This window comes from Oricola indica, assembly GCF_965227485.1.
In the GTDB taxonomy this organism is placed as follows: Bacteria; Pseudomonadota; Alphaproteobacteria; order Rhizobiales; family Rhizobiaceae; genus Oricola; species Oricola indica.
The window spans coordinates 1208855-1230054 of sequence record NZ_OZ245747.1 but is presented as its reverse complement, the minus strand read 5'-3'; the positions used below and the strand labels follow the sequence as shown (position 1 = coordinate 1230054).

Here is a 21200-nt window from a genome sequence, read left to right as displayed (position 1 = left end):
TGCAATTGGCACGCCGCGTGCAATGTTGAGCGGCGAAAGGTTTCGACGCCTTTTCAGGGAGGAGAACAGCCAACGCCGCAAACGCCGGCTATGGTCGCCTTCCTGTGACGTGAGACCGGGGAATGGTCCCCGCAGTGGAGGTAAATCTCATGAAAAAGCTTCTCGGCGCTGTTTCGGCGCTCGCCATCTCGTTGACCGCAACACAGGCTCTGGCCCAGTGCGACGACGGCGAAATGGTCATCAAGTTCAGCCACGTCGTCGCGGCGACCGGCCACCCGAAGGGCGATGCCGCGACGATGCTCGCGGAACGCGTCAACGAGGAAATGGACGGCAAGGCTTGCATGGAAGTCTTCGCGAACTCGACGCTCTATGACGACGACAAGGTCATGGAAGCGCTGCTGCTCGGAGACGTCCAGCTTGCCGCTCCGTCGCTTTCCAAGTTCGAGGCCTATACCAAGAAATACCGGCTCTTCGACCTGCCGTTCCTGTTCTCGTCCCTCAGCGCCGTGGCCGCCTTCGCCGACTCCGATGCCGGCCGCGACCTTCTCAAGGTCACCGAGCCGAACGGCTATACCGGTCTGGGCTACTGGTCTTCGGGCCTGAAGCAGTTCTCCGCCAACAAGCCGCTGCTCCTTCCCTCGGACGCGAATGGCCTGAAGTTCCGCGTGCAGACCTCGGATGTGGCTGTCGCCATGATCGAGGCGATGGGCGCGTCGGCGCAGAAACTGGCCTTCAAGGAAGTCTACGGCGCGCTTCAGACGGGCGTCGTTGATGGTCAGGAAAATTCCTGGTCCAACATCTACACCCAGAAGTTCTTCGAGGTGCAGGACGGCATCACGGAAACCAATCACCAGCTGCTCGCCTACCTGCTCGTCACCTCGACCGACTGGCTGAACGGTCTCGACGACGACGTGCGCGAGCAGTTCGTCGCCATCGTGGATGACGTGACCCGCACCGCCAACGCGCAGGTTGCCGAGAAGGAAGCCGCCAACCGGCAGAACATCATCGATGCCGGCGCAACCGTCCGCGAACTGTCCCCGGAACAGCGTGCCGAGTGGGTCTCCACCATGAAGCCCGTCTGGCAGCAGTTCCAGGGCGACATCGGCAAGGACCTGATCGACGCCGCCGTTGCATCCAACGGCTCCTGATCCGCTGATAACGGGACCGGCGTTTCACCGCCGGTCCCTCATTTTTCCGGGGAAAGCGCCATGACGGCGCGCATTGTTTGAGGGGAATGAAGCGATGGCTGTCTTGTGGCCTTCCGTTTTGCTCGTGATTCTCGTCGCGATTCTGTTTCTGGCTGAACGTAAATATCCTGAAGCGGTTAACACGCTCGAGGAGAGCATCATCGCGTTCCTTCTGGCCGCGATCACCATCATCTCATTTACCCAGGTCGTCGCGCGTTACGGCTTCAATAGTGGCTGGGGCGGCGCGCTGGAACTCACCCGCATCCTGTTCGCCTGGCTGATCCTTTTCGGCATGTCATACGGCGTCAAGCAGGGCATGCATCTCGGCGTCGATGCCCTCATCCGGACCTTCCCCAAACCTCTGTTTCACGCCGCCGCCCTGTTTGGAGCAATCTGCTGCCTGCTCTATGCGATGATGCTCCTCCATGCCGGCTGGCTGTCATTCTTCGGCGGCAAGGAGATCACCAGCTATCGCCAGTCCGGCGCGCTCGGTTACTGGACGCTGATGTACGGCACCGGCATCGGCCTCGACGACCTTCGCTACCCCGTCTGGATGCAGGAAACATTCGGCCTGCAGGAACGGGTGCAGCGTTGGGTAGCCTATCTCATGCTGCCCATCGGGCTTGCCCTTCTCGCTTTCCGCAGCCTTCAGGCAACGGTCGCCATCGCGCGCGGCGAGCGCGAATTGATCATCGCTGGCCATGAGGCAGAAGACCTTGTGGCCGAAAACCGTGACGTATTGAAGGACTGAGCGCTATGGAAACCGGTATCCTCTTCGCCCTCGTGCTCGGCCTGCTGTTCCTCGGCGTTCCCGTCGCGGTCTCTCTCGGCCTGTCGTCGATCATCGTCATCGCCTTCTTCTCGAACGATTCGATGTCGTCGGTTGCGCAGCAGCTTTTCACCGCATCGCAGAACTACACGCTGCTTGCCATTCCCTTCTTCGTCCTGGCGTCCGCCTTCATGTCGACGGGCGGCGTCGCCAAGCGCATCATCCGCTTCTCGATCGCCTCGGTCGGTCATTTCCGGGGCGGCCTTGCCATGGCTTCGGTTCTTGCCTGCATGATGTTCGCCGCCCTGTCCGGTTCTTCGCCGGCGACCGTAGTCGCCATCGGAACGATCGCCATCGCCGGCATGCGCCAGGTCGGATATACCAAGGAGTTCGCGGCCGGCGTGATCGCCAATGCCGGCACGCTCGGCATCCTCATTCCGCCGTCCATCGTGATGGTCGTCTACGCAGCGGCAACCAATGTCTCGGTTGGCCGCATGTTCCTCGCCGGCGTGGTACCCGGCATTCTCGCCGGCCTGATGCTGATGGGCGCGATCTATGTGATCGCCCGCCGGCGCAATCTGCCCGCGGAAGAATGGAAGGGCGTCGGCGAAATTCTCAATGGCGGCAAGGAAGCCGGCTGGGGCCTGTTCCTGATCGTCATCATCATCGGCGGCATTTATGGCGGCGTGTTCACGCCGACCGAGGCCGCTGCGGTCGCCGCCATCTATGCGTTTGTCATCGCAGTCTTCGTCTATCGCGACATGGGCCCGATGGCGGGCCGCCGCTGGCTTGGCGACACGGAAAGCCGCGGCACGCCGGCGCATGTCGGCTTTTCGGCGACGGTCTACGCACTGGCCTTCTTTTTCGTCTGGATGGTGCTGTCTTTCTTCGTCACCGCGGACTGGGAGAACGTCACCGCCTCGGGACGCGCATGGGTTGGACTGGCGCTGTCGCTTGCCGTCCTCATCGCCTATTCGGTCTGGCGCGATCCGGCCTCCAACCCGGCCAACATCCCACGCTTCGTGGTCGCCGGCCTGCCGGTCTGGGGGCGCAATTTGGGTCTGATCGCCCGGCACTTCTTCGGCGCGTTCTTCCACGCGGACACGCGCAAGGTGATGATCGACTCGTCGAAGACGATCATCATGCTGATGTTCATCATCGTGAATGCGCTGCTCTTCGCCCATGTGCTGACGGCCGAGCGCATTCCCCAGGCCATCACCGGCCTGATGGTGGATGCCGGCTTTACCTGGTTCACCTTCCTGATCGCGGTGAACCTGCTGCTTCTGCTGGGCGGCCAGTTCATGGAGCCCTCGGGCCTGTTGCTGATCGTCGCACCGGTGGTGTTCCCCATAGCAATGGAGTTGGGCGTCGATCCGATCCATCTGGGTATCATCATGGTGGTGAACATGGAGATCGGGATGATCACACCGCCGATCGGTCTCAACCTGTTCGTCACATCGGGAATAACAGGCATGAGCCTTATTCAGGTGGTGCGCGCGGCGGCACCCTTCGTCGCAGTGCTGCTCGTGTTCCTGGTCATGGTGACCTATATTCCGATCTTCTCGACCGCACTGCCCTACGCGTTGATGGGCCCCGAAATCATCACGCGATAGTACTCACGGTTCATCCGGCGCCTTTGTGCGCCGGATGACGTAAAGTTAACTAGAATTTTTACCAGTGCAGACTGTATTCGCGCTAAAGTAGTGGCGAAACTTGCCCCGACATTGCTGCGGCGATCAAAATCCAGTGCCTAAAAAAGCAATACAGCCTGTTTTTACGCCAAGCAGAATTGCTTGCGGTCATAAATTTGTTAACCTTTAGGTAACTGATTCGTGCCAGCATGAAACAGTGGTGGCATTTAAGACCGTCAGATCCTCCCTCTGCGGTCTGAAGAAGCCGGGCGATCTTTCCCAAAAGGTCGCCCGCTTTGTTGTCAGGCGCCCCGTTCGGACATCGCCCGCCGCATCAGATCCTCGATCAAGCTACGCTGCTCGTCGAATGCGAGACCGGTGACGAACCCCATCTTGCCGGCGATCGCCAATTGCGCGTAGCCGTGAACCATCGACCAGCATGCGGCCACGTCGCGCCATCCCTCCTCGCTCGCAAAAGCCTGCCGGCCGCGCACATTGCCCACACCATTGACCAACACCGAAAAGGCCGCTTCCGAATGACGGGCAAGATCGGGATCGTCGCCGGTGCGGCGTGACATGCCGAACATCAGCTGCAGCAGTTCGCGATTGGTCTCGGCAAAGCGCACATAGCCGATGCCGGCCGCCACCAACTGCGCTGTCTTGTGCGTTTCCGATGCGGCCTGTTCGGCGCGCATGGCTGCGGTCAGCCGCTCAAACCCGGACGCGGCCAGCGCGTCGAGCAGCGCGTTGGCGTCCCTGAAGTGATGGGCCGGCGCCGCATGGCTGACACCTGCCCGCCGCGCCGCGCCGCGCAATGAAAAGGCATCGACGCCCTTTTCGATCAGTTCCGTCTCGGCCGCCGCGATCAGCGCCGCGCGCAGATCGCCATGGTGATAGGATTTCCCGGAACGCCGTGTTGCCATGCCGTCTTCTCTGCCTGCGCGAATCGTCGGCGACAATCTATCTTGACACCGAAAAGACGGCAAATCGGCGGTGCGGATCAGCCGGCGAGAAAGTCTCCGATCCGCTCGATCGCACGCTCGATGTTCTCGGCGGAATTCGCGAAGGACAGGCGGATGTAGCCCTCGCCGAGAATTCCGAAATCAGGACCACCGATCAGCGCCACCCCGGCCTCTTCAAGCAGTGCCGAAGCGAGCGGTTTCGCCTTCCGTCCGGTCTCGGAGACATTCGGGAAAGCATAGAAAGCGCCCTTCGGCGTTGCGCAGCTGACGCCCGGAAGCGCGTTCATCTTCTCGACAACGATATGCCGGCGTGCATCGAAAGCCTGCATCATTGTCTCCACCGCGTCCTGCGGTCCGTCGATCGCCGCGATGCCGGCGAATTGCGAGGGCGCGTTGACGCAGGACCAGCAATTCACGGCCAGCTTGCGCACCTTGTCGATCAACCCGTCCGGCCAGATCGACCAGCCGAGCCTCCAGCCGGTCATCGCCCAGGTCTTGGACCATCCGTTGAGGACGATCAGCCGGTCGCGAATTTCCGGATAGGTCAGCAATGACGTGTGCGTCTCACCGTCATAGGTCATCACGTCGTAGATCTCGTCCGACATGATCGCCACGTCCGGGAAGGCGGCAAGCCCCTTCACCAGCGCGTCGATCTCCGATTTTGGCGTCACGCCGCCGGTCGGATTGGCCGGCGAGTTCAGAATCAGCAGCCGCGTCTTGTCCGTGATGAGACCCAGTGTTTCCTCGGCCGAGAAGGCAAAGCCGTTTTCCTCGCGGATCGGCACGGGAACCGGCGTAGCGCCGGTAAACTCGATCATCGAGCGATAGATCGGGAAACCGGGATCGGGATAGAGGATCTCCGCGCCCGGCTCGCCGAAAAGGGTGATCGCCGCATACATGGTCGGCTTTCCGCCCGGCATGATCATCACGCTGTCGGGCGAAACCTCGATGCCGGTCGTCGCCAGCGTACGGCGGACCACCGCTTCGCGCGTCTTGAGTATTCCATTGGCGGGCGTGTAGCCGTGATGGCCGTCGCGCAGCGCCTTCACCGCGGCTTCGACGATATGATCCGGCGTTTTGAAATCCGGCTGCCCGATGCCGAGATTGATGATGTCACACCCTTCCGCCGCAAGCTGCGTCGCGCGCGCCAGCACCGCGAAAGCGTTTTCCTCTCCGATACGGTTATAGGCGGCGACGGTGTGCAGCATATTGCTTCCCCTACAATTTGCGGAATGAAGCTCTCTTGCATTTCGGGTAGGGAAACGCAATTCCGGACCGGTGAGGACGAATTCGATGCAAGACCTTTCGACCTGGACGCCACGTCCAGTGCCTAATGCGGAAGTCATGGAAGGCAGCTTTGTGCGCCTTGAGCGGCTGTCGTCGCAAAAGCACGGAGACGGCCTCTATGCCGCCTCCACCATGCAGGACGCCGATGCCCGTTTCCGGTGGCTGCCCGAATATCCGCCCGAAAGCCGAGAGGCCTTTCAGACCTGGCTCGACAAGGCCGAAAAGAGCACCGATCCGCTTTATTACGTCGTGATCGACAAGCATTCCGGCAAGGTCGCCGGCCGTCAGACCTTTCTGCGCATCGACCAGGCCAACGGGGTCATCGAAATCGGCCATATTCTCTGGTCGTCCATCATGGCGCGAACCCCTGCCGCAACCGAGGCGTTTTACCTTTTCACGCGGCACATTTTCGACGATCTCGGCTATCGTCGCTTCGAGTGGAAATGCAACGACCGCAACGAGCCCTCGAAACGCGCGGCGGAGCGCTTCGCCATGACGCATGAGGGGCTGTTCCGCCAGGCGGGCGTCGTCAAGGGCGAGAACCGCGACACCGCGTGGTACTCGCTGCTCGACGGGGAATGGCCGCAGGCAAGGGCCGCCTTCGAAACATGGCTCGCACCTGAAAACTTCGATGCCTCGGGCCGGCAGTGCACCGCCTTGTCGACACTCACCGCCCGCACACTGGTCGCCAACGGCATCCGCCTCGAACGCATCGGCTTCGAAAAACGGGGGCAGATCGAGGAAATCCAGGCCGCATCCTACGCGCGAACGCGCGACCGCACCGGCGACGACCCCATGCCGCTCGGTTGGGACTATGGCGAAATCTTCGCCAATTGCGAGGTGTGGATGTGCAGTCGAGACGACAAACCCGCCGGCGTGCTGATCCTCCGCCGCCAAAAGGATGACCTCTACCTGGAATCGATCGCCACCACGCCGGCCGTTGCCGGCATGGGCTACGGTCGTGCCATGATGGCCGGCGTCTTCAATCGCGCGCATGCATTGACGGCGCCGGAAATCCGGTTGAAGACACACGCGCTCAATCCCGCGCTCGACTGGTATCGGCGGCTGGGCTTCGAGATCGAGCGCGAGGAGGATCTCGGCTCGCGTACGGTCATCCACATGGTCGCGCGGGTGAGTTGAGCATTCAGAACACAGTGGAGTATCGCATGTCGGGACAGTTGCAAGGGAAGATCGCGGTGGTCACGGCGGCCGGCCAGGGTATCGGGCGCGCCATCGCGGAGGCGTTCGCCGCCGAGGGCGCGACGGTCCATGCGTCCGATCTCGATCTCGGCAAGCTTGATGGGCTCGATGCCTCCAAGGCGCGGTTGGACGTCACCGACACCGACGCCGTGAACGCCTATGCGGCCGCGGTCGGCGGAATCGATATCCTGGCCAACGTCGCCGGCTTCGTCCATCACGGGACGGTGCTCGACTGCGAAGAGAGCGACTGGGATTTCTCCTTCGATCTCAACGTGAAATCCATGCATCGCATGATCCGCGCCTTCTTGCCGGAGATGCTGACCCGCGCTGCCGCGAACGGCACGTCGGGGTCGATTGTCAACATGTCGTCCGGCGCATCCTCGCTCAAGAGCGCCCCGAACCGCTATGTCTACGGCGCGACCAAGGCGGCAGTCATCGGCCTGACGAAATCTGTTGCACAGGATTTCATCCGTCAGAACATCCGCTGCAACGCGATCTGCCCCGGCACGATCGAATCCCCGTCCTGGCACGAACGTGTCGATGAACTCGGCAAGAGCGTCGGCGGCGCGGACAAGGCACTGCAGATGTTCGTCGATCGCCAGCCGATAGGCCGCGTCGGACGGGTCGAGGAGGTCGCGGCGCTGGCGGTTTATCTGGCAAGCGATTCCGCGGCCTTTACCACCGGAACGGCGATTCCGATCGATGGGGGATGGACGCTCTGATGTCAGAGAACAAGAACCAATACGACAGCAAGACGCTGGCCACCGCAGCGGCGATCTTCATAGGCTTCGCGCTGCTCATTTTCTTCCTGCCGAACATTATGCAGGCGGTCGGTGGCGAAAATCGAATCCTTGCGGGCGCTATAGTCGTCGGCGTGCTCGTGCTGCCATTCGTCGGCCTCTGGCTGCGTGGCCGCATACGGCGCAAGGGCGAATAAGGTGAGGATCGTCATCACCGGCGCGGCAGGGATGATCGGCCGCAAGCTGACCGCCCGCCTCATTGCAGACGGCAAGCTCACGGGCCGGCAAATCAGCGGCCTTCATCTCCAGGACATCGTGCCGGTCCATGTTCCGCCGGCGGATTTTGCCGTGACGGCCGAGACCAGCGATCTGGCTAATCCCGGCGTTACGGAGGCATTGGCCGCGCGTGAAGCGGACGTGATCTTCCACCTCGCGGGCGTCGTGTCGGGAGAAGCGGAACGCGATTTCGACAAGGGCTACCGCGCCAATCTCGACGGCGCGCGCGCCCTGTTCGACGCGATCCGGCTGCGCGAAGACTATTGCCCGCGCGTCGTCTATGCCTCCTCGATCGCGGTCTTCGGCGCGCCGTTTCCCGACGCTATCGGCGACGACTTCCAGCAGGTTCCGCTGACCTCCTACGGCGCGCAGAAACTGATCGGCGAATTACTGCTGGGCGATTACTCGCGGCGCGGCTTCCTGGACGGCATCGGGCTTCGTCTGCCGACGATCTGCGTGCGCCCCGGCAAGCCGAACCTTGCGGCATCCGGCTTCTTTTCCTCCATCATCCGCGAACCCCTGGCCGGAAAGCCCGCGGTGCTGCCGGTTTCGCGTGACGTGGTGCATACGCATGCCAGCCCGCGTTCGGCCGTCGGCTTCCTCTTGCATGCCGCGGGGCTCTCCTCCGAGCGTCTCGGCGCACGCCGCAATGTGACGCTTCCTGGCGTCGCGGTTTCCATCGGAGAACAGATAGAGGCATTGCGCCGTGTTGCCGGTGACAAGGCCGTGGCCCTGATCCGCGATGAACCGGACCCCGAGACCCGGGCCATCGTCGATTTCTGGCCGCAGCGCTTCGATGCGAGGCGCGCCCGTGACCTCGGCTTCACCGCCGAAACGACCTTCGACGACATCATCAGGGTGCATGTGGAAGACGAGTTGGGCGGCTCGCTTTAGCCTAGGCGGCCAACGCTCCGCCGAGAAGGATCAGGCCGAGCACCATCACCAGCGCCGCGCCGCCGATTTCTATTCCGCGATGCAGCCGGTTCGACATGGCGCCCGAGCCGGAAACACGCAGCGCCGCGTTCTTCGCGGTGACCGCCAATGTCGCCAGCGCCGAAACCGTGATCGCAGTCCCCACCGCCATGGCGAAGACGGAGAGAATTCCGCCGAGCACGAGACCGTTCAGCAGGGCGAATGTCAGGACGATCAGCGCGCCGGAACACGGACGCAATCCGACAGCCGCGACGGCCGCCCAGGCGGACCGCCAGTTCATCGGGCCGGCCAGCATCTTCGGATCGGGCGCATGCGAATGACCGCAAGTCTCGCAGATTTCGCCGTCGCCATGGTGATGATGGTCGTGGTGATCATGATGATGGTGCGCATGGCCATGATCATGGTGATCGGCGGCTTGAACGGCAGCCGATGAGAGGGATGCCGGCGCCTTGCGCCGACGCAGCTTCGTCATCAAAAGCCAGAAACCGAAAACGGCGATCAGCGCATAGCTTGCCGTTTCCATGAACCATGTCGCGTCCGTCATGGAAATCGCCGTTCCGCGCAGGACCAGATAGGCGGTGCCGACGAGCACGACCGCGGAAATCGCCTGCAGGATCGCCGAAAGGAAGGAGAGTATAACGCCGCGCCTCAGGAGCGTCTCGTTCGCCAGCATGTAGGAGGAAATCACCGCCTTGCCGTGACCCGGCCCGGCCGCGTGGAAAATGCCGTAGGCAAAAGACAGGCCGACGAGCAGCCAGGCCGCGTTGCCGTCCTCGCGCATCGCCTTCAGCGCATCGGTCATTTCGCGATAGAAGCTCCGCTGCATCTCGTTGATCCAGAGGAAAAAGCCGCCGAAGAGTCCGCCGGTTGGCTGAACGACGGCTTCGCTCGCCCCGATCCCCAGCGACGACTGGGCATGCGCCGCAGATGCGATCAGGAGGGCGGCAAACGCGGTTCCGATTGCGATTCGCGGTCCCGTCCCCCGTCTCATTTGCAGGTCACCTCCATCCGGGTCGCCAGGAGCTTGGACATGTCGGTCGGGTCGTTGAAGAACGCATCGGTCAGCGTCGCCTGGTTCTGCGCGATCGCTTCATCGGGATCGGGCACGACCATCTTGTGGCTGCAATTGGCGGGCGCACCCTGCAACACCATGTTGTTCTCGTCGTAGAAATCGATAGCGGTGTAGAAAGTCGGATCGAACACACCGAAGCTCGGCGAGGAGCTTATCTCGATGCGCTCGGCCGGCACCGCCGTGAAAAACATGATCAACTGTCCGTCCTCGAACAGCGCCTTCATGTCCTTCACCGGCTCCACATTGATATTGTTGCTGCCGACGGTGATGGACTGGAAGTAATCGAAATCGGCCAGCGAATCGGCGACCACTGAGGCCACCTCTTCCAGTTCCGGCGGGTCCAGTCGATTGTCCGTATCGGCATCGAATTCGAGCAGGACCGTGGAGGAGAACAGTTCGTCGAAGCGCCAGATATGCCGCAAGGCGTTGACATGCCCGTCCGGCGCCACTTCGACCTCCAGCCGCGCCTCGGCGAAAACATGCGGGTGCGCGAAGGCATGTGTCGCGCCGCCCAGGCATCCGGTGACGCAGGCGAGAACCGATAAAAAAACCCGTTGCATAGCTGGCTGCATGTCTCCTGAAATCTCCGAAAGCGAGAGCGCAAAAACCCGGCGGGATTATGTCGCCGTCGTACCGTAATCCTTGAACCACTCGGCAAGATAGTCGACCAATGCGCGCACCTTGCCTGGAAGATAGCGCCGATGCGGATAGACCGCGTAAATTCCCGCCTCTTCCGATGTCGATCCGGGCAGGACTTCCACGACCGCACCGCTGGCCAGATCGTCCTTCACGATGAAATCAGGACACAGCGCGAAACCGAGATTCGAAAGCGCGGCGGCACGGGTGGAAAGAGGACTGTTGACCTCGATCGGTCCCGTGACCGTCACGCCGGCGACGCGCCCGTCACTGTCCTTGAGGATCCAGTTGTTGCGTCGTCGCGCATTGGTATCGACGATGCAGGGGCGCGTGGAAAGATCTTCCGGCTTTTCGGGCGCGCCGTATTTGGCGATCGTTTCCGGCGTTGCGACGATCTTCAGGCGAAATGGCGCAAGACGCCGCGCGATCATGGCGGAATCCTCGAGTGCGGTTACGCGAATCGCCAGGTCGAAGCCCTCTTCGACAAGATCGACGAAGCGGTCGTCGAGTTGAATGTCGAGCCCGATTTCCGGATTGGCGGCGGCGAAATCGATCAGCGCCTGGTCGAGTGACGAATCGGCGAAGGAGCGTGGCGCCGCGATCTTGATTCGGCCGCGCACCCCTTCCCGGCTGTCGCGCACCATGTCCTGCAACGTGTCGATCTCGCGCACGATCTCCACGGCGCGGATGTAATAGGTATGTCCGAGTTCGGTCAGCGAGAACTGGCGCGTGGTCCGGTTGAGCAGGAGGGCGCCGAGTTCGTCTTCCAGTTCGCGGACATATTTCGACAACAGCGCCTTCGACCGTCCGATTTTACGGGCGGCCGCCGAAAAGCCCTCGTTTTCCACGACGGCGATGAAGGCGCGCATACGCGTCAAGGTATCCATGAAGGCTACTCCCGGGTCGGGTCGGGTCTTGGCACCGTCAATTGGCTGCGAACCCGAACGCGATTTTCGTTTACAGAAACTGCACGCAAAAAAAGATTCGGCAAGCCCGATTTCTGCATTGAAATGCAAATGATCTCGCATTAAATCCGCCTCACCCAAAGTCGCACGTGCCTGTGGGTGTCCGCCGACCCCTCGAATTGGTGAGGGGCACGGCAAGGTACCCGGAGCTAACCCCTCCGGTCGCTTCCCGGCCAACCGGACAAGCGAGGACATCTTGAAGCAACGACGGTCGGGTCTATCACTCGTCCGGCGGTCCACACGCCGGAATAGCGAGAGACACAACCATCCTTGCCAAACGTGCGGTCGGGCGTTCCCACCAATCAATGGCAATCAAGACCGGCGAGCCGGTCTGAGATTTTTCGCGTGGTTCCGAAAGGACCGGTGCATTCGCGCCTGTCCATGCCGGGACCGCACCCATTGTCGCAGCCCCCGCTGCCCGGATACGCCGAAGGAACAGTGCCATGACAACCGCACGCATCCATGACTTCCTCGCCACCCGCCGCCCCGCTTCCCCTTGCCTCGTCGTCGATCTCGACGTCGTGCGCGACAACTATTGCGCCTTCACCAAGGCGCTGCCGGACAGCCGCATCTTCTACGCCGTCAAGGCCAATCCCGCGCCCGAGATCCTGAAGCTCCTCGCATCGCTCAACTCCTCTTTCGACACGGCGTCCGTGGCCGAGATCGAGATGGCGCTCGACGCCGGCGCAACTGCCGAGCGCATCTCCTTCGGCAACACCATCAAGAAGGAACGCGACATCGCGCGCGCCCACGAACTCGGCATCCGTCTTTTCGCCGTCGACTGCGTCGAGGAAGTCGAGAAGATCGCCCGTTCCGCGCCGGGCGCGCAGGTTTTCTGCCGCGTCCTCACCGACGGCGAAGGCGCCGAGTGGCCCCTGTCGCGCAAATTCGGCTGCGCCCCGAAAATGGCTGTCGATGTCCTCGCGCACGCCGCGCGCCTCGGCCTCACCGCCTATGGCGTCTCTTTCCATGTCGGCTCGCAGATGACCCACCTCGCCGCATGGGACAAGGCGCTGGCCGACGCCCGCTGGGTGTTCGAGCGCATGTCGGAAAAGGGCATCACCCTGAAGATGGTCAATATGGGCGGCGGTTTCCCGACCCGTTACCTCAAGGACGTGCCCACGGCGAAGGCCTACGGCCAGGCGATCTTCGACGCGCTGCGCAAGCATTTCGGCAACCGTATCCCGGAAACGATCATCGAGCCGGGCCGCGGCATGGTCGGCAATGCCGGCGTCATCAAGTCGGAAGTCGTGCTGGTGTCGAAGAAGTCCGACAACGACAATGTGCGCTGGGTCTATCTCGACATCGGCAAGTTCGGCGGCCTCGCCGAAACCATGGACGAAGCCATCCGCTACAACATCGTCACCCCGCGTGACGGCGATGCCGCGGAGCCCTGCGTTCTGGCCGGACCGACCTGCGACTCCGCCGACGTGCTCTACGAGAAGACGCCCTATCCGCTGCCGCTGTCCCTCACCATCGGCGACGAGGTTCTGATCGAAGGCACTGGAGCCTACACGACGACCTATTCGGCCGTCGCGTTCAACGGCTTCGAGCCGTTGCGCTCCTACGTCATCTGACCGCACGCGCTTTCGGGAATACGACAATGAACTCGCTGGTTCATGACGGCGACGCCGTCACCATTGCGCTCGAATCCGCGGCCGACGTCGCAAACCGCGACGCCGTGCTGGCGCGCGCAATGTCGCCCAACTGGAAAAAGAAGACCTCGCAGAAACTTCGCGCCGGCCGCAAGCCGGCCGAAGGGCTTGCTTTCGTGGCGCGCGACAACGCGGCCAACGTGATCGGCACCGTGCGGCTGTGGAACGTTTCCGCGGGCATCGACGCCGAGGGCCGCTCGGTTTCCGCGCTGATGCTGGGACCGCTTGCCGTCGATCCGGACGCGAAGGGCACCGGCACCGGTTCGCTCCTGATGCGCCATGCGCTTTCGGAAGCAGCCCGCCTCGGCCACGGCGCGGTGCTTCTGGTTGGCGATGCGCCCTACTATGCGCGTTTCGGTTTTTCGGCGGAAAAGACCGGCACGCTGGCCCTGCCGGGACCGGTCGAGCGCGACCGTTTCCTAGCGATCGAACTGGTCGAGGGTTTCCTTAACGGCGCCGCCGGCATGGTCGTCGCCTCCGGCGAAAAGGTCTCGAAGCCGAGCAAGCTGCGCCTCGTGGCATAATTTAGAGTTATCGGCGGGGGCCGATGGCGGCGCGGACCAAGCGCGGGAGGAAGCTCCCGCGCCGCCTGTTCTCCTTCCCGACAGCATGTCGGCAGTTCTCCTATGAAAAATACTGGAGGCCACGCCTTCGGACTCGAACGAGGTTTGGAAGCGATTTGCGCGTCCCCGCTACTGTACGCCGGGAAAGCGGCGATTTCGGTCGTCTTTTTCACGCGGCCGCCTCGAACTGGCGATATCCCTCCTCATAGGCGGGTATGATACGCACTACCCGAAAATAGGGCTTGGCCAGAAGCGGTGTGTCGCGCAGCCACTCCATGGCGAAATAATGCGCTTCCGGCGTCTCCGCTTCGATCATGGCGACATCGCTCACCTCCGCGTCGAAACTCTCGGCGTCGAAGAAACGGAGGCGAACTGCCTCGTCGGAAAAGGCATGGGCCAGCGCCCGTTCGGCGATGGCGTTTCGCTCCGCCCGCTCAAGCGAGAGCCATTCAGGTAGAGCGTGGAGCAGCATGAACACGGTCAGTTTCATCAGGCTTTCTCCCGGTTACGTACAAGCGAAGAATGTGAGTAATTGCTCACATTCTCAACTCGCATATCGGAATCGCCGGTGACCAAGCCGCATCAGCCCAGAAAACAGGCCCGTCAGGCCCGCGCCCGCGCCACCGAGGCGGCCATCGTCGAGGCGGCGGCTCGCATTCTGGAGGAGGATGGCGCATCGGCGCTCACGACCAACCGGATCGCGGAGCGCGCGGGTGTGAGCATCGGCTCGCTCTACCAGTATTTCCCCGACAAGCGCTCGGTGATCGCCCAATTGCTGCGTCGCGAGCGGGCGGCGTTGCTCGACGACATCAAGGCCTGTTCCGATGACGTCGGCGATGCGCTTGCCGCCGTCGGCGCCCTTGTCGATGCCGCCCTGCGCCACCAATTCGCGCGCCCGGCCATGGCGATGGAACTTGAACGCGCCGAAACGGAGCTGGCGCTGGATGAAGAGGAAATCGCGCTGGCGGCCGAGATCGAGACGGCGATTGGTGATATCGTGCGCCGGCTCGATCCGTCTGCCGATGCGGCGACGGCGCGCGACGTCGTGGCCATCTGCCGGGCGATCGTCAACAGTGCCGCGCTGGCCGGCGAGACGGATATCGGCCGGATCCGCGAGCGGGTTCTGAGGGCGGTAATCGGTTATCTCCGGCCGCCGGCTTTTTCTATCCCCTGATATCGATTACGCCGCAATCGCCGGCCTCGGAGCCGAAGGCGACGCGATAACCGTCCTTGTCCCAGGCAAGCGCCGAGACCGGGCCCTTGCCGCCGCGCCGCAGCAGTACCTCCTTGCCATCCTCGAACCGCACGGCCAGAACCATCCCGTCCGAATAGCCGACGGCGACGATATCCTCCTGCGGATGGCAGGCGACCGCGGTCACCATCTGATCGCCACGCGTGCCCAGTTCGAGCGGCGCCTTGCCCATCGGCCCGTCCTTGCCGGAGAAGGGCCACACGATGGCTGCCGGCGCGCCCGAGGTCGCGAGCCACTTGCCCTTGGCCGACCATGACCAGCTCTTCACCTTCGCCGGGTAGCCCGACATGCGCATGTGCTTCATGTCATCCAGCCGCCATCCATGCAGCGCGTTTTCCTGCATGGTCGTGACGACATATTTGCCGTCCGGCGAGAACATCACGCTTGTGTGCGCGCCTTTCCACTCCAGATCGACCGGTTTGCCGGATGTCGCCACCCAGTGAAGCGTTCCGCCATTGTACCGGGCGGTCGCGAGCCTCAATCCCCTGGGCGCGAATGCCAGCCCCTCGATGGAGCGTTCCTCGGCAAATTCCTTGACCGCGCCGTCATTGAGCCGCGCCCAGGCGGTCTTTCCGGCGGCCCAGGCGACGGCTCCGTTGGGGCCTGCCGCCACCGCCGCGATCCACTTCCTGCCCGCCGTCCCGATTTCCGCGGCCACGCCTTCGCCGTTGAGCGCTCGCACCAGCCCGTCCTCGCCACCGGTGATCAGCGCCTTGCCGTCGAGTGTGCGGGTCGCGCAGGTGATTCCGTCATGCATCTCGACCGCCTGATGGCCGTGATCGAGACGATGAACCGTTCCATCGGCCAGCGCATAGACCGGCGTCTCGTCGATGAAACCGGCAAAAAGGCAATAACCGTCGAGATCGAGGGGAGCGACTGTGGGCATGCGCAAGTCCTTGTCCAGATGCGGGCCAGCGGCGCATCCGCCGGCGGGCGCAGGACAACTCCCTCCTCTGGCCGGTCGCGTCAAGAGGAACCTTTGCCTTGTTTGAAGACTTGTCCCCTCAGACCAGGGCCACACCGGGCCCCGCCGGAAAGCCAAGCAAGCCTGGAGACCGCATGCCGACAGAACACTGGACCGATCGCGTGAAGCCTCTGCTTGTCGTCCTCGCGGTGGCGCTGCTCGTGCTCGCGGCATGGCACCTTCAGCGCTTCCTGTTTCTCGTGTTCGGAGCGATCCTGCTGTCGCTTGTCCTCGCCTCGGCAAAGCGCTTCGTCTGCAAATGGACCGGGCTCGGCGACACCGCCTCGCTGACGATCGTCGTCCTGACATCGATCCTTGTTATTTCCGCCTTTTTCGCGTTGATGGGCGCGCGGCTCGTGGCCGAGGCGATGAACCTTGCCGACCGCATGCCCGACGTTCTTGGCAGCATCGAGAAGACGTTCGGTCTCTCCGGTATCGAGAATTGGCTGTCGGCACGCGGCGAGCAACTGCTCTCCAGTGGGTCGCTATTCAGCAATCTGACAGGCGCGTCGTCGATCGTCGTATCCAGCGTGATCGGCCTGTTCCTGGTTGTCTCGGGCGCCGTTTTCCTGGCCGCCAATCCCGGGCTCTATCGCAACGGCTTTCTCAAGCTCATCCCGCCGGAGCGTCGCGAGAAAGGCCGCGAAGTCATGACCGAACTCGCGGCAGCGCTGCGTTTCTGGATCATCGGCCAGTTGATCGCCATGGTCTGCGTCGGCGTGATCACCACGGTCGGGCTCTATTTGCTCGGCGTGCCGAGCCCTTTCGGCCTTGGCGTGCTGGCAGGCCTGATGGAATTCATCCCTTATGTCGGCCCCATATCCAGCGCCGTCCCGGCGATCGCCGTGGCCTTCTCGGAGGATCCCTGGCTGGCACTTTGGGTCGCGGTTCTCTACTTCGCGATCCAGCAGGCGGAAGCCATCCTCCTGATTCCGCTCATTCAGAAGCGCACCGTCAGCCTGCCGCCAGTAGTGACGATCTTCACCGTTCTCGCCTTTACGTCGCTGTTCGGCCTGTCCGGCGCGATCCTCGGCGCGCCGGCGACAGTCGTCATATTCGTGCTCGTCAAGATGCTCTGGGTGCGCGATCATCTCGACGAGGATACCGAGCTGCCCGGGGACAAGACCACCGATAACGCGTGATCTTTGCCGCGCTGGAAGAATACGCCCGGCACGAGTGAGGGCCGGGCCTTTCGCTTACACCGCGCAAGCCGCGAATGTACGTTCCAGTTTTTCGCGGTCGAGTTCGCGGCCGATGAAGACGATGCGGCTTTCGCGCTTCTCGCTTTCCTTCCACGCGCGCTCGTGATCGCCCTCGACGATCATGTGCACACCCTGGACGACATAACGCTGCGGATCGTCCGGAAACGCGATGATCCCCTTCAGGCGCAGGATATTCGGCCCGTCGAGCTGGGTGATCTTTTGGATCCACGGCATGAACTTGCGCGGATCGACCTCGCCGCCCCGCAACGATACCGACTGGATCGTCGTACCATGGATGCCGTCATGGTGATGATGGTGCTCGCCATCGCCGTGGTGGTGGTGATGGTGCCCGTGATCATGATCGTGGTGGCGATGATCGTGGTCGTGATCGCAATCCGGCCCGCAGGCATGGTCCGGATGATCGTGATCGAGGAAATGCGGATCGCTTTCGAGCGCGCGCTGCAGATCGAAAGCGCCGCGGTCGAGGATTTCGGACAGCCCGATATTGGACCGTTCCGTGCGATGGATGCGCGCATGCGGATTGATGGCGCGGATCGTGTGTTCCAGCGCGTGCAATTCGTCTTCCGAAACCAGGTCGGTCTTGTTGAGCAGCACGACATCGGCGAACGCGATCTGGTCCTCCGCCTCGCGGCTGTCCTTCAGCCTGAGCGGCAGGTGTTTCGCATCGACCAGCGCGACCACGGCGTCGAGCCGGGTCTTTTCGCGCACGTCGTCATCCATGAAGAAGGTCTGCGCCACGGGCGCCGGATCGGCGAGGCCGGTGGTTTCCACGACGATGGCGTCGAAGCGGCCCGGCCGCCGCATAAGCCCCTCGACCACGCGCACGAGATCGCCGCGCACCGTGCAGCAAACGCAGCCATTGTTCATCTCGTAGATTTCCTCGTCGGATTCCACGATCAAATCGTTGTCGATGCCGATCTCGCCGAACTCGTTGACGATGACGGCGTAGCGCTTGCCATGGTCTTCAGAGAGAATCCGGTTGAGAAGCGTGGTTTTGCCGGAGCCGAGATAGCCCGTCAGCACGGTAACGGGAATGGAGTGTTCGCTCATGATTGCCTCGTCTGGGCCAAGTCTGTTTCATTCGCCATATAGGCAATCGCAACCCGCCCTGCTACCGGTCTACGACGCATAATCGTCATGCACCGGACAGGAAATAGCGGTTGATCGCCCGCTTGATCGGTGTCAAAGCGATCGCCGTCCGAATGCCAGACACTTCGGAAAACGTTACGGGAGACCAGAATGCCGCTTTACACCGTCCGCCTCGAAATGGCCCGCGAACCGGGCTTTCCCGAAGGCAACAAGAACCGTGGCTACAATCTCGTTCTGCCGCTGGGCGACGATATGAAGATCGATGGCTCGGAATGGAAGAAGCATCCCGAAGCCTGCACGGTAGAGCGGTTCTGGGACGGCGAGCGCACCGAACTCGGTTATCTCGAACGCCACCGCAAGGGCCAGTGGGTCTTCGACTACGACTTCGACGACGACGAAGACGAGGAGTCCGGCTTCAGGCTGGGCGAACACAGCTTCAACAAGGGCGAATACGTCTCGATCTCCGGCCATGACGGCAAGATGCACACCTTCACGGTCGTCGCGGTGACGCCCGCCGGCTGATCAAAATCCCGGGTGCTTCTCGATATCCTTGAGGAGCTGGAGGAGCCCCGCGACGGCGTGATCGAGGATTCTTTCGCCGATCTCCGCAGATGCACCGCCCGAATTGCCGACGGCTCCGTTTTCCGAGAGGTCTTCCATCGTCCAGCCGAAGGCGTGCGGGCCGTAGGCGCGCAGATGGTGGTAATCCCGCATGAAGTCGGCCTGACGTGACGGGAAATCCCCCGTCCTGTCCATGGCGACCTTCTCCGGATGGGTCGCCAGCATGATCGACGTTTCGATCAGCCCGCCATGGATATCGAGATGCTTCGCCTCGGCGCTCATGATCCCGTCGGGCAGGCCGAACCGTGTCCAGCTCGTCGCCACCGCCAGCATGTCGAACCGAACCCTGAGTTCGGTCGCGACGACGGTCATCAGCGGCGAGTTTCCGCCATGGGCGTTCAGCATCACGAATTTGCGGATGCCCGAACGATGCGCCTGCTCTCCGATGCGCACCCAGCGGCGGATCGCCTGGTCCCATTCCAGCGACTTCGTGCCCGCCACATGCATGTGCTCGGGCGAATAGCCCACCTCTTCGACCGGCAGAAAAACAACTGGCGCGGAATCCGACAGCCGCTCGATCAGCCTCTCGACGACGGCCTCCGCGATCAGGCTGTCGGTCTCGAAGGGAAGATGCGGCCCGTGCTGTTCGGTCGCGCCAAGCGGCAGCACCGCGATCCACTGCGCCGCTTCAGCCGGCGCACGTTCCGGCAGCTTGTCGACGCGCCGGCGGATCCGTTTCGGCTTGGCGCCTCCTTCCGTCGTCATCAGGCCTCCGCGAAGAGCTTGGCGATAGCGCCATGGTCGTGCCGAAGCCGCTCGACATCGACGCCGACCGGCGCGCCATCCTCGACAGTCCATTCGCCCTTGATCATGACACGGTCCGCGCGATGCGCACCGCACAGAACCAGCGCCGCCAGCGGCTCATGCGCGCCGGAAAACCGCAATTCGTCCAGCGTAAACATCGCCAGATCGGCCTGCTTGCCGACGGAAATCGCGCCGATATCGCTCCGGCCGAGACAGGCGGCCGAACCCTCTGTCGCCCAGCGCAGCACATCGAGATGGGTCACCGTCGCGTCGTAGCGCAGACGGTTCAGCATCAGCGCATGGCGCGCGCCCTCCATAAGGTTGGAACTGTCATTCGAGGCGGATCCATCGACGCCGAGCCCGACCTTGACGCCGGCACTCTCGAGATCCCGCGTCCGGCAGAACCCCGACGCCAGCACCGCGTTCGACGTCGGGCAATGCGAAACGCCGACCCCCGCCTTGCCGAGCCTGACGATCTCGTCATCGCCGAAATGAATGCCATGCGCCAGCCATGTCTTGTCGCCGAGCCAGCCGCATTCCTCCAGATAGTCGACCGGCCGGCAGCCGAACATCGAGACGCAGAACTCGTCTTCATCATGGGTTTCGCCCAGATGTGTATGCAGCGCGCAACCGCATGTTTTGGCGAGTGTCGCCGTGTCCCGCATCAGTTCGCGTGTCACCGAGAAGGGCGAGCACGGCGCCAGCGCCACCTGCAGCATCGCCCCTTCCGAGGCGTCGTGATATTTGCCGATCACCCGCTCGCAATCGGCGAGGATCGTATCGTGGTCCTGCACCACCGAATCCGGCGGTAGCCCGCCATCCTTCTTCGAAAGATTCATCGAGCCACGATTGAGCACCATGCGCATGCCGAGCGCGGTGGCCTCCTCCGCCTGGATGTCGAGCGCATCCTCCAGACCGTCGGGAAAGACGTAGTGATGATCCGACGAACAGGTCACGCCCGACAGCATGAGTTCGGTAAGCGCCAGCCGTGTCGCCAGACGCAGGCCTTCGGGCCCGAGCCTCGCCCAGATCGGGTAGAGCGCCGTCAGCCAGTCGAACAGTTCCTTGTTGATGGCGGCCGGATGCGCCCGCGTCAGCGTCTGGTAGAAATGGTGGTGCGTGTTGATCAGCCCCGGCAGCACGACATGACGCGAGGCGTCGAACGCTGTGCATTCGAGCGATGGCGACCTGCCCGCCGGTACAAGTTCGACGATTTTCCCGCCGGACACGACAATCCCGCCGGACGCGTCGCCATCGGCGAGAATCGCGAGCGGCGACTTGATCCAGAGAGGCTTTGAAACTGTCATGAAATTACCTGAAAACCGGAAGCTTCATTCCTAGAAGATCGCGGGCGTGTCTGCCAAGTGCAGAAGCGATAGCCTGGCGCGCACTTTCGCGCCTGCCGTGCTATGACGTTGGCCAGTCTGCCTG

22 protein-coding genes and 1 pseudogene are annotated in these 21200 nt (G+C 62.7%); 13 read left to right on the top strand and 10 right to left on the bottom strand.

Annotation, left to right across the window (positions count from 1 at the left end; all coding sequences use genetic code 11):
* Window positions 1-149: 149 nt before the first annotated feature.
* The 3 genes from ACQK2M_RS06320 (at window position 150) to ACQK2M_RS06310 (ending at window position 3569) form a co-directional block, all read left to right on the top strand.
* Window positions 150-1148: a DctP family TRAP transporter solute-binding subunit gene (locus tag ACQK2M_RS06320; protein ID WP_425417100.1), complete on the top strand. Its 999-nt coding sequence runs from the start codon at window positions 150-152 to the stop codon at window positions 1146-1148.
* A gap of 94 nt (window positions 1149-1242) precedes the next feature.
* A complete protein-coding gene (locus ACQK2M_RS06315) occupies window positions 1243-1938 on the top strand; it encodes a TRAP transporter small permease (RefSeq protein WP_223478256.1) in 696 nt (231 codons plus the stop codon).
* A gap of 5 nt (window positions 1939-1943) precedes the next feature.
* On the top strand, window positions 1944-3569 hold the full coding sequence (locus ACQK2M_RS06310) for a TRAP transporter large permease (RefSeq protein ID WP_223478255.1): 1626 nt from the start codon (window positions 1944-1946) through the stop codon (window positions 3567-3569).
* 320 nt (window positions 3570-3889) lie between these two features.
* On the opposite strand, the gene ACQK2M_RS06305 is transcribed toward ACQK2M_RS06310, so the two are convergent.
* Together ACQK2M_RS06305 and ACQK2M_RS06300 are read right to left on the bottom strand one after the other, a co-directional pair.
* A complete protein-coding gene (locus ACQK2M_RS06305; RefSeq protein WP_425417099.1) occupies window positions 3890-4510 on the bottom strand; it encodes a TetR/AcrR family transcriptional regulator in 621 nt (206 codons plus the stop codon).
* A 77-nt stretch (window positions 4511-4587) separates the two neighbouring features.
* A complete protein-coding gene (locus ACQK2M_RS06300) occupies window positions 4588-5757 on the bottom strand; it encodes a pyridoxal phosphate-dependent aminotransferase (protein WP_425417098.1) in 1170 nt (389 codons plus the stop codon).
* A gap of 85 nt (window positions 5758-5842) precedes the next feature.
* On the opposite strand from ACQK2M_RS06300, the pseudogene ACQK2M_RS06295 reads away from it, so the two are divergent.
* The 5 genes and pseudogenes from ACQK2M_RS06295 to denD all read left to right on the top strand — a co-directional run.
* Window positions 5843-6484: pseudogene (locus tag ACQK2M_RS06295) on the top strand (GNAT family N-acetyltransferase); the annotation flags it as partial.
* Between the two features lie 147 nt (window positions 6485-6631).
* Window positions 6632-6976 carry a GNAT family N-acetyltransferase gene (locus ACQK2M_RS06290; RefSeq protein ID WP_425419995.1) on the top strand — a complete coding sequence of 115 codons (345 nt, stop codon included), beginning with the start codon at window positions 6632-6634 and terminating at the stop codon, window positions 6974-6976.
* Window positions 6977-7002: 26 nt separating this feature from the next.
* Complete coding sequence (locus ACQK2M_RS06285; protein WP_425417097.1) at window positions 7003-7758, top strand: SDR family oxidoreductase; 756 nt, start codon at window positions 7003-7005, stop codon at window positions 7756-7758.
* On the top strand, window positions 7758-7973 hold the full coding sequence (locus ACQK2M_RS06280) for a hypothetical protein (protein WP_425417096.1): 216 nt from the start codon (window positions 7758-7760) through the stop codon (window positions 7971-7973). Before ACQK2M_RS06285 ends, ACQK2M_RS06280 begins: the two co-directional genes overlap by 1 nt.
* Window position 7974: 1 nt before the next feature.
* Window positions 7975-8946: a D-erythronate dehydrogenase gene (denD, locus tag ACQK2M_RS06275; RefSeq protein WP_425417095.1), complete on the top strand. Its 972-nt coding sequence runs from the start codon at window positions 7975-7977 to the stop codon at window positions 8944-8946.
* Between the two features lies 1 nt (window position 8947).
* On the opposite strand, the gene ACQK2M_RS06270 is transcribed toward denD, so the two are convergent.
* From ACQK2M_RS06270 to ACQK2M_RS06260, 3 genes are read right to left on the bottom strand one after another with little or no spacing between them, the layout of a single operon-like run.
* Complete coding sequence (locus ACQK2M_RS06270) at window positions 8948-9976, bottom strand: nickel/cobalt transporter (RefSeq protein WP_425417094.1); 1029 nt, start codon at window positions 9974-9976, stop codon at window positions 8948-8950.
* Window positions 9973-10617 (bottom strand): DUF1007 family protein, encoded by a 645-nt coding sequence (locus ACQK2M_RS06265; protein WP_425417093.1) that lies wholly within the window; start codon window positions 10615-10617, stop codon window positions 9973-9975. Before ACQK2M_RS06265 ends, ACQK2M_RS06270 begins: the two co-directional genes overlap by 4 nt.
* A gap of 57 nt (window positions 10618-10674) precedes the next feature.
* A complete protein-coding gene (locus ACQK2M_RS06260; protein ID WP_425417092.1) occupies window positions 10675-11580 on the bottom strand; it encodes a LysR family transcriptional regulator in 906 nt (301 codons plus the stop codon).
* 521 nt (window positions 11581-12101) lie between these two features.
* On the opposite strand from ACQK2M_RS06260, the gene odc2 reads away from it, so the two are divergent.
* Window positions 12102-13235, top strand: coding sequence for an ornithine/lysine decarboxylase (gene odc2, locus ACQK2M_RS06255; RefSeq protein ID WP_223478246.1), 1134 nt, complete (start codon window positions 12102-12104; stop codon window positions 13233-13235).
* Between the two features lie 26 nt (window positions 13236-13261).
* Window positions 13262-13837 (top strand): GNAT family N-acetyltransferase, encoded by a 576-nt coding sequence (locus ACQK2M_RS06250; protein ID WP_425417091.1) that lies wholly within the window; start codon window positions 13262-13264, stop codon window positions 13835-13837.
* Window positions 13838-14045: 208 nt separating this feature from the next.
* Here the strand turns inward: ACQK2M_RS06250 and ACQK2M_RS06245 are convergent, their stop codons facing one another.
* On the bottom strand, window positions 14046-14366 hold the full coding sequence (locus tag ACQK2M_RS06245; protein ID WP_425417090.1) for a darcynin family protein: 321 nt from the start codon (window positions 14364-14366) through the stop codon (window positions 14046-14048).
* A 78-nt stretch (window positions 14367-14444) separates the two neighbouring features.
* Here ACQK2M_RS06245 and ACQK2M_RS06240 point away from each other — a divergent pair, with 78 nt between their 5' ends.
* The gene (locus ACQK2M_RS06240) at window positions 14445-15050 is read left to right on the top strand and encodes a TetR/AcrR family transcriptional regulator (RefSeq protein ID WP_425417089.1); all 606 of its coding nucleotides are present in this window, start codon (window positions 14445-14447) and stop codon (window positions 15048-15050) included.
* On the opposite strand, the gene ACQK2M_RS06235 is transcribed toward ACQK2M_RS06240, so the two are convergent.
* Window positions 15040-16014, bottom strand: coding sequence for a WD40 repeat domain-containing protein (locus ACQK2M_RS06235; RefSeq protein ID WP_425417088.1), 975 nt, complete (start codon window positions 16012-16014; stop codon window positions 15040-15042). The genes ACQK2M_RS06240 and ACQK2M_RS06235 overlap by 11 nt on opposite strands.
* A gap of 173 nt (window positions 16015-16187) precedes the next feature.
* On the opposite strand from ACQK2M_RS06235, the gene ACQK2M_RS06230 reads away from it, so the two are divergent.
* Complete coding sequence (locus tag ACQK2M_RS06230; protein WP_425417087.1) at window positions 16188-17234, top strand: AI-2E family transporter; 1047 nt, start codon at window positions 16188-16190, stop codon at window positions 17232-17234.
* A 54-nt stretch (window positions 17235-17288) separates the two neighbouring features.
* Here ACQK2M_RS06230 and ACQK2M_RS06225 read toward each other — a convergent pair whose 3' ends face one another.
* Window positions 17289-18365, bottom strand: a complete 1077-nt coding sequence (locus tag ACQK2M_RS06225) for a CobW family GTP-binding protein (RefSeq protein ID WP_425417086.1) — start codon at window positions 18363-18365, stop codon at window positions 17289-17291.
* Window positions 18366-18554: 189 nt separating this feature from the next.
* On the opposite strand from ACQK2M_RS06225, the gene ACQK2M_RS06220 reads away from it, so the two are divergent.
* The gene (locus ACQK2M_RS06220) at window positions 18555-18926 is read left to right on the top strand and encodes a hypothetical protein (RefSeq protein WP_425417085.1); all 372 of its coding nucleotides are present in this window, start codon (window positions 18555-18557) and stop codon (window positions 18924-18926) included.
* Here the strand turns inward: ACQK2M_RS06220 and ACQK2M_RS06215 are convergent, their stop codons facing one another.
* Window positions 18927-19730 carry a creatininase family protein gene (locus ACQK2M_RS06215; RefSeq protein ID WP_425417084.1) on the bottom strand — a complete coding sequence of 268 codons (804 nt, stop codon included), beginning with the start codon at window positions 19728-19730 and terminating at the stop codon, window positions 18927-18929.
* Window positions 19730-21076 (bottom strand): 8-oxoguanine deaminase, encoded by a 1347-nt coding sequence (locus tag ACQK2M_RS06210; protein ID WP_425417083.1) that lies wholly within the window; start codon window positions 21074-21076, stop codon window positions 19730-19732. The genes ACQK2M_RS06215 and ACQK2M_RS06210 overlap by 1 nt, the downstream gene beginning before the upstream one ends.
* Window positions 21077-21200: the final 124 nt, after the last annotated feature.